This window comes from Dietzia sp. UBA5065 (genome assembly GCA_002415925.1).
In the GTDB taxonomy this organism is placed as follows: Bacteria; Actinomycetota; Actinomycetes; order Mycobacteriales; family Mycobacteriaceae; genus Dietzia.
Genome location: DIAZ01000182.1, coordinates 3,430 through 11,871, shown reverse-complemented (window position 1 = coordinate 11,871; position 8,442 = coordinate 3,430). Strand labels below are relative to the sequence as shown.

Genomic DNA, 8,442 nt, shown 5'->3' with positions numbered 1-8,442 from the left:
CACCAACAAGCTGATAGGCCGCGGACTCATCCTGCACCGAAAAACTTTCCAACCCCCACCATGCGGCAGGAGCTCATATCCGGTATTAGACCCAGTTTCCCAGGCTTATCCCGAAGTGCAGGGCAGATTACCCACGTGTTACTCACCCGTTCGCCACTCGTGTACCCCCGAAGGGGCCTTACCGTTCGACTTGCATGTGTTAAGCACGCCGCCAGCGTTCGTCCTGAGCCAGGATCAAACTCTCCATAAAAGCTTCTCAGCACTACGAAAAGCACAATCCAAGCAAAAAACAAACCAAACAAACTGGCTGTTCAAAAAACGCGACCCCCACGACAGGGATGTGAAAGGGTCGCAACCAAACAAAAAATTTGGCACTATCACAAACAAAACACACTGTTGAGTTCTCAAACAACACCCACACACCGTTGCTCTATGGCACCATCGCCATGTAGCGTCCGGGGTGATCTCGCCGCTCCCTCTCGGAGGCAACTCCACCAGCTTAGCAGGCTCGCTCCCCGTTTCCAAAACCGGGGTTTTCCTCTGCCTCGCGGCTTCGCTGACTCTCTTCAGAGCAACTTCTCCAACTTAGCTGTCCGGCCTCACCGGGTCAAACCGGCGTGTCCTTCTCGCTTCTTCGGAGCCACCGCCCGTTCGCGCTCCCTGGCCTCTCGGCTCGGGCTCGCTCCCTGGCGGCTCCGATAAAGTTACACGCGGCCCAACGGAACACCAAATCGCCTGGTCAGCCGGAGATTTCGCGGATCGGCACAGCGCGTCATCGATGCCAGCGCGTCATCGATGGGTGTCCACGCGGTCGATCCGCCCGCCGAGGGACCGCACCTTCTCCACGAAGTCCGGATACCCGCGATCGATGTGGAAGATCTCGCAGACCTCGGTCACGTCGTCGGCGCACATGCCGGCCAGCACCAGTCCCGCGCCGGCGCGGATGTCGCTGGCCCATACGGTGGCGGAGTCCAGGCGTTCGCGGCCACGGATCTTGGCGTGGTGGCCGTCGGTCTCCACGTCCACTCCCATCCGCACCATCTCCTCCACAAAGCGGAAGCGCGCCTCGAAGAGGTTCTCGGTGACCACGGAGAACCCGTCCGACACCGACGCCAGTGCGATGGCCATCGGCTGCAGATCCGTCGGGAAGCCCGGGAACGGCAGCGTGCGGACGTTCCTCGCGCGGGGGCGGCCCTCCTGCCTGACCCGGACCCAGTCGGGTCCGGTCTCCACCTGCGCGCCGGCTCCCCGCAGGATCTCCAGCACGACGTAGAGGTACATCGGGTCGATCCCGGTGACCGTGACGTCGCCCCGGGTCATGACCGCGCCCATCGCCCAGGTGGCCGCCACTATCCGGTCCCCGATCACCCGGTGGCTCACCGGATGAAGTTCGTCGACGCCCTCGATCGTGATGGTCTTGGACCCGGCGCCGCTGATCTTGGCCCCCATCTCCGTGAGCAGGTCGCAGATGTCCACGATCTCGGGCTCGCGGGCCGCGTTCAGCAGGGTCGACGTGCCCCGGGCCAGGACCGCGCCGAAGAGGAAGGTCTCGGTCGCCCCGACGGAGGGGAACTCGAGCTCGTACTGCGCGCCCGTGAGTTCCACCGCCTCGGCGACCAGCCGGCCGTGATCCATCCGGGTGGTGGCACCCAGCTCCTCGAGCGCCTCGCGGTGCCAGTTCAGCGGCCGGTCGCCGATCGCGTCCCCTCCCGGCATCGCCAACACGGCCCGGTGGTGACGGCCGACCAGCGGGCCGAGGATGCAGACCGAGGCGCGGAGTCGTTGCGCCGCCGTGTCGTCGGAGACATGACCGAGGTCAGCCGGGGTGTCGATCACCACGGTGTCACCGGTGATCTCCACGGTGCACCCGAGGTGTCGCAGGACGTCGGCCATCGCGGGGACGTCGGAGATGTCCGGGCAGTTGGTCAGTGTGGTGCGCCCCTCCGCCATCAGGGCCACCGCCATGAGCTTGAGGACGCTGTTCTTCGCGCCGGCGACGGAGACCTCGCCGACCAGACGTGTACCGCCGGTGACGAGGAAGCTCTCCTCGCGGGACGTGGGGTTTCCGCTCACGGGTCCACCCTAGGCGAGAACCGGGGACGACCCGGGCATCCGGTGCGCCGCGACCGCGTAGGTTGGCCCCATGGCTGTGCATCTGACGAAGATCTATACCCGGACCGGCGACGACGGCACCACCGGCTTGTCCGACTTCTCCCGGGTGGGCAAGAACGACGCCCGCCTGGCCGCCTACGCGGACTGCGACGAGGCGAACGCCGCGATCGGTGTCGCGATCACGTGCGGCGGGCTGGACGAGCGGGTGGCCTCGGTCCTGCGCGTGGTCCAGAACGACCTGTTCGACGCCGGCGCCGACCTCTCTACCCCGGAGGTGGCCGATCCCCCGTACCCACCGCTGCGCATCGAGCCGGCCTACATCGAGCGGCTCGAGACCTGGATCGACGAGTTCAACGCCGATCTCCCGGACCTGAACTCGTTCATCCTGCCGGGGGGGACCCCCGGCGGCGCGTACCTCCACGTGGCCCGCACCGTGACGCGACGCGCCGAGCGGGCGGCCTGGGCGGCCGTCGAGGCGCACCCGGACACCACGTCCCCGCTGCCGGCGAAGTACCTCAACAGGCTGTCGGACCTCCTGTTTGTCCTGGGCCGTGTGGCCAACCCGGACGGCGACGTGCTGTGGGTGCCGGGCGGGGAGCGCGGCTGATCCCCCCGCCGGTCACCGGAGCCGCGGGGCTCAGGGCAGGGCGCCCATGCGGCGGGCGGCGTTGACCGCCTCGAACCGGGTGTGCGCGTCGAGCTTGCGCATGACCGACCGCAGGTAGCTCTTGACGGTCTCCGCGCCGATACCCATGTCGGCCGCCGTCTCGATGTTGGTCTTTCCCTGCGCCACGCAGGCGAGGACGTCGAGCTCGCGCCGGGACAACCGCGCCGTCGGCATCTCGGGCGGTGGCGACACCATCTCGGCGCAGATGGTCTCGAGCTCCGCGCGCACCTCCGGGTCCTCGGTGCGGGAGGCCAACATCCGGAGCCTGGCGTGGGTCTCCCGCATCCGCTCGTTGGACAGGATGTCGTCCCAGCGGCCCTCGCCGACACCCGGCCCGACCGGGGCGGCGCCCCGGGCCGCGAGGGCGTCGTTGACCGCGATCTCCTGTTCGAGCGCGCGGGCGGTGGCCGCCATCTGGTTGAGCACCTTCTCCCCGAACCGGACGGAGGAGTGCACGCCCGCGTAGAGGACGGCGCGGACGTCCTTGCCCACGACCACCGGGATCGCGGCCATCGACCGAAGCCCCTCGGACAGGACCGGGAGGTCGTACTCGTGCGTGATCACCCCGGCCCGCGGATAGTCGGCCACACCGACCGGCTTCCCGGTGGCCATGACCCTGCCACCCACGCCGGCACCGTAGTGGACCGTGAGGTCCTTCATCGCCGAGGTCCGCATGCCCAGGGACTCCGACAGGACCAGCGTGTGTCCCTCGCCCACGACGCCGCCGATCGTCACGGGGATGCCAGTGGACTCGCGCAGCGCCGCGATCGCGCTGCGCACCGACGCCAGGTCGCGCCGGCGCCGCTGGGCCTCGCCCGCGGCCCCTCCGGGCGCGCCACGACCGGTATTCTCCTCGTCCACGAGGTCTCCTCCCTCGTCCGTGGCATACCCCCACCGCGAGCCGGGGAACTCCCCCCGCGAGTGCCACACGTCACCGTCGACATCGTCACTATACGCACGTGACCGGGGTGCCGCCGACCGGATACGCCGAGGTGGTTCGGAGTCGGCGGGGGTACACCGCGCGCTATCCGGCCCACGCCACGGTCAGGGCGTGAAAGCTGGATCGAATGCCTCGGGATCCTCGGGATCCGCCAGCATCGCGGCCGCCCCGGTGAGCGGGGTCGTGCGCTGCTCGTCGTAGATCCACTCCTCGACGTCGCTGGAGTCCGGGTCGCCGACCAGGTACGGGTGCAGGCCCAGGACCGCGGCCGTGTCGACCGGTTCGCCCGGGGTCCGCACGGCCTCGTCGAGGAAGTGCGCCACCTCATCGTCGTCGAGATCGACGCCGATCACCACCAACCCCACGGTGTCCTCTCCCCCGGCACCGACCGGCCGAGCGCGGAGTTCCAGCCGGCGCCCCACCAGCGCGACGTCGTACGGGCGCGGTCCGTCGGCGGTGGCCAGGGCGAGCATGCCCTTGGCGCGGTAGACGCCGGCCGGTGGGTCGGAGAGCGCGGCGAGGAACCGGCGGGGATGGAGGTCCCCCGCGGGCACCACCGTGATCGCGGAATAGGAGTCGTGGAGGTGGGAGTGGTCGTGCGGGGGCCCGCCGGCCGAAGGTCGGTGGGTAGCGGGGGTCGCGGGGGTCGCCGCATCCGGTTCCTCCCTCCCCAGGAGGAGCCCGGTGGGGACCGCGGCGCGGACGGCGGGCCACACCGCGACCCGCGGGGCGTGCGTGCGGATCGTCGCCCGCAGCTCGCCGAACCGTGCGCGCGAGACCAGGTCGCATTTGTTGACCACGACGAGGTCCGCCTCCGCCAGGTGCGCCGCCAGCCGCGGGTGCCGCTCCAGCGCGTCGTCGAGATTCTCGGCGTCCACCACCTGGACCATCCCCGCGTGCCGCACCACCTCGCGCGGGACGTCGTGGACCATGCGGGACAGGATCGCGGGCTCGGCCAGGCCGCTCGCCTCGATCACCGCCAGGTCGAGGCCGTGCTCGTCGCCGGAGAGCCGGGTGAGCGCCTCCCCGAGCTCGCCGGCCTCGACCTCGCAGCAGATGCACCCGTTGGACAGGGAGACCAGGGAGTCCACGCGGCCGGCGACCGCGGCCGCGTCCACGTCGATCTCGCCGAAGTCGTTGACGATCGCCGCGATGCGCAACCCCGGGGCGCCGGAGAGCAGGTGGTTGAGCAGGGTCGTCTTGCCCGCGCCGAGGTAGCCCGTGAGGACCAGCACCGGCAGCGGCTCGCCGGGGGCGCGGCGGTCGGACCGTCCGCCCCCGGCGAGGTGCGCGCGGGTGAGCTCGTGGCTCAGCGACGCCACTCGGGCCTGCGTTTCTCGGCGAACGCCGACATTCCCTCCGTCTGATCCTCGGTGGCGAACAACGCGTAGAAGGCGTTCTGCTCGGCGAGCAGCCCCTCCTCGAGGGTGGTCTCGAAGGAGCGGTTGACCGCCTGCTTCGCCGCGATGGCGGTGGTCTTGCTCATCGAGGCGATCTTCTCGGCGATCTTCATCGTCTCGTCGAGCAGCTCGGCGGCGGGGACGACGCGGGTGACCAGGCCGGAGCGCTCGGCCTCGGCGGCGTCCATCTGGCGGCCGGTCAGGCACAGGTCCATGGCCTTGGCCTTGCCCACGGCGCGGGTGAGTCGCTGCGAGCCGCCCATGCCCGGGATCACGCCGAGGGTGATCTCCGGCTGCCCGAACTTGGCGTTGTCACCGGCGATGATCATGTCGCACATCATGGCCAGCTCGCAGCCGCCGCCCAGCGCGAAGCCGGACACGGCCGCGATGATCGGGGTGCGCGCGGCGGTGAGGCGCTTCCAGTCGTGGAAGAAGCGCTCGAGGTAGATGCCCGGGTAGGTCTTGTCCTTCATCTCCTTGATGTCGGCGCCGGCCGCGAAGGCCTTCTCCGAGCCGGTGACGACGATGCACCCGACGCCGGGGTCGGAGTCCAGACCCTCGACCGCCTCGACGACCTCCTTCTCCATACCGCTGCTCAGCGCGTTGAGCGCCTTGGGGCGGTTGAGCGTGATCACCGCGACGCGGCCCGTCTGCTCCACCAGGATGTACTCGAACTGCTTCTCGGTCACGGACACAGCGTCTCCAGTCATGTCGGGTTACTTGGACTTCCTTGTAAAAGGTTCCGGGGCCGATGCTAGCCCGTCACCTGGCCAACGGTCCCCCGTTCCACAGCCCCGACCGTACGGTCTGGCCGTGCTCGACCGTCGCCGGACGCGCGTCGGGCACCACCGGCTCGTACCGGACCAGCGAACCCCAGTCGCGGGACCAGTCGTGCTCGAGGTAGGTGGGCACGGTCTCGCCGGACAGCAGCAGCTCGATGAAGCCGATCGGCCCACCCCCGTCCCACGCCTGCCAGGTGTTGGTGGAGCTCACCGCGAGCCCGCGGTCCGGGAGCACCCGGTACTCGGGCAGCTCGTGGACCCCCGCGAACTCGTCGAAGGGCCGCAGGCACGGCACGTGGAACGCCACCGCCCAGTCCGGGAGCACCGGGCGCGAGTCCCCGACGAGCTCCTGCATGGTCACCAGCTCCGGCACGCGCGGCGGGGTGAACGCGATCCACCGCGACGGGTCCGGGTCGAGGTCACGCACCACGAGCCGGATCGCCGACGCGTCGGCGGGCAGCGTGTCCAGGGGGACGCGGAGGTTGCGCCACGACGGGGCCGGGCCGATGTCCACCGGCAGCACCGAGCCCGCCGGCCCGACCGGGTCGCCGGCGCCGGTCGCGTACTCCACGCGCACCGCGTCCGGCGCGAAGGACCCGGCCACCGCGATGGTGACGAGGGGATTCCCCCCGGTCCGCGCCGGGAGGCGGTACCAGTCGGTCGTGGTCTCGGCGTTGAACTGCGTGCCGGTCTGGTAGCTGCCCAGGACCGGAACCCGCGCGGGGTCCAGCCCGAACGGCAGCGCGGCGTGGCTGCCGTTGATGCCCTCGCCCGCGCGCACGCCGCCCTCGGTGCCGGCGGTGGTCGCCGTGGAGTCGGAGTCCTCGCCCGTCCCCGGGGTGTCGGTGTCCACCGCCTGGGTCGCGGTGAGATCCGCCGGGATCCCGTCCGGGGCGAACCTGACGGGCTCCGCCCCCGCCCGGAGCTGGTCCCGGGGGTCGCCCATCGGGGCGAGCAGACCGGCGTTGGCGTCGGGCTCGGCGAGCACCGCGTCGGCGATGCCGCACGGCTCGCCGGACAGCGCCCGGAGGTTCTGCAGCCCCACGGAATACCCGGGGTACTGGTTGCGCACCGCGGCCGCCATGGACGCCACGATCACCACGACGACGAGGGCCGCCGCCAACCCGAGGGGCGCGTGCGCGACCGCCCGGAGCCGCCGGACCACCGGGCCGCGGTCCGCGACCGTGTGCTCCCGCCCCGCCTGCCGCAGGAACGGTTCCCGGTAGTGCAGGACGAGCGCGGCCAGCAGCGAGACGAGCATCAGGCCGAGGAACACCGACGAGAGCGTGATCCCGGCGATCGAGGGCTGGGCGCCTCCCCACGGGATGCCGTAGATCGAGATGTACCACCAGCCGTTGGTGGAGGTGAAGCTCAACGCCAGGACGAAGAACACGGCCGCGAGGAACAGCATCCGGTTGCGCAGCGAGCGCGTCGCGGCGGGGAGCACCGCCATGGTGGCCAGCGCGGCCAGGGCGGCCCCGATGGTCGCGAACGCCCCGAAGTGGTGGGTCCACTTGGTGGGGTTGAGCGCCATGAACGCGATGGAGATGGCGGCCAGTCCCACGATCCGGCGGGCGGGCCCCACGGCGACCCCGGGGATCCGACCCTTGCGGAACAGGATGGCGGCGCAGGTGATGAGGGACAGGAACATGGCCAGGACCGCGAAGCGGCGGGCGAGCGACCCGTCCGGCGTCGGGTTCATGAGCCACTCGTAGCGCCACACCTCCTCGAACCACCGGCCGGTGGGGCCCACGTCGCCGAGCAGGGCCGACGACTGCAGCGTGGTGACCAACGGTTGGTCGAGGAAGATCAGGTGCAGGACGCCCAGGCCCGCCGCGAGCAGCGGGGCCACCGTGGGGACCCATCCGTCCCGCCGGGCCCGGCGGATCACCAGGAGCAGCAGCGGCCGCGAGGCGGCGATGATCGCGGCCATGCAGAAGGTCCCCGTGGGCGCCGCGGACAGGGTGAGTCCGCCGATGATGAAGCCGGTGGCCGCGGGCAGCAGGCGCCCGGTCGCCAACGCGCGCTCGAGCGAGACCCAGGTGGCCAGGACCCCGAAGGCGACGATCGGCTCGGGACGCAGCCCGTTGTTGTAGGTGAGCCAGAACGCGAGGAACACCGCGGCGGTGCTCCACCGGACCGCCGACGAACGGCGGGCGGCGACCCCGAGCCGGGGGATGACCTCGCGGGAGAGCAGGATCCACGAGGCGATCCCGAGGAGCAGCGCCGGCAGGCGCAGCCACACGCTGCCCAACGTGATGGAGCTGATCGCGGTGTAGAGGTAGTACGGCATGCCGAACGGCGCGTAGGGGGCACCGTAATAGCGGAACACCTCAGGCATGTATCCGCTGGACACCGCCGCACGAGCCTCGGTGAGGATGTACCCGTCGTCCGCCGTGTTGGCACCGATGACGTGCCACACCAGGAGCGTGGCCACCACCCCGAGGTCGAGCGGCCGCGGCTTCCACCACCCCGTCGGCAACACCCGTCGCCCGGCACGGCCGTCCCGCAGGTCCAGCCGGTGCAGGGCGATCAGCGCGA

6 protein-coding genes and 1 rRNA gene are annotated in these 8,442 nt (G+C 70.6%); 1 reads left to right on the top strand and 6 read right to left on the bottom strand.

Going from position 1 to position 8,442, the window contains the following annotated elements:
- Both B4M60_RS15110 and murA read right to left on the bottom strand, forming a co-directional pair.
- Positions 1-250, bottom strand: a 16S ribosomal RNA gene (locus B4M60_RS15110); the annotation flags it as partial.
- A 539-nt stretch (positions 251-789) separates the two neighbouring features.
- Entirely contained in the window at positions 790-2,073 is a 1,284-nt protein-coding gene (gene murA / locus B4M60_RS15105; RefSeq protein ID WP_291085913.1) for a UDP-N-acetylglucosamine 1-carboxyvinyltransferase, read from the bottom strand.
- Between the two features lie 70 nt (positions 2,074-2,143).
- Between murA and B4M60_RS15100 the strand changes: the two genes are divergently transcribed.
- The gene (locus B4M60_RS15100) at positions 2,144-2,719 is read left to right on the top strand and encodes a cob(I)yrinic acid a,c-diamide adenosyltransferase (RefSeq protein WP_291085911.1); all 576 of its coding nucleotides are present in this window, start codon (positions 2,144-2,146) and stop codon (positions 2,717-2,719) included.
- Positions 2,720-2,749: 30 nt separating this feature from the next.
- Here B4M60_RS15100 and B4M60_RS15095 read toward each other — a convergent pair whose 3' ends face one another.
- The 4 genes from B4M60_RS15095 to B4M60_RS15080 all read right to left on the bottom strand — a co-directional run.
- On the bottom strand, positions 2,750-3,640 hold the full coding sequence (locus B4M60_RS15095) for a LuxR C-terminal-related transcriptional regulator (protein ID WP_291085908.1): 891 nt from the start codon (positions 3,638-3,640) through the stop codon (positions 2,750-2,752).
- Between the two features lie 183 nt (positions 3,641-3,823).
- On the bottom strand, positions 3,824-5,041 hold the full coding sequence (locus B4M60_RS15090) for a CobW family GTP-binding protein (protein ID WP_291085905.1): 1,218 nt from the start codon (positions 5,039-5,041) through the stop codon (positions 3,824-3,826).
- Positions 5,029-5,829, bottom strand: coding sequence for an enoyl-CoA hydratase (locus tag B4M60_RS15085; RefSeq protein WP_291085902.1), 801 nt, complete (start codon positions 5,827-5,829; stop codon positions 5,029-5,031). The genes B4M60_RS15090 and B4M60_RS15085 overlap by 13 nt, the downstream gene beginning before the upstream one ends.
- A gap of 52 nt (positions 5,830-5,881) precedes the next feature.
- Positions 5,882-8,442, bottom strand: a 2,561-nt coding sequence (locus B4M60_RS15080; RefSeq protein WP_291085899.1) for an arabinosyltransferase, incomplete at its 5' end; no start/stop codon positions are given.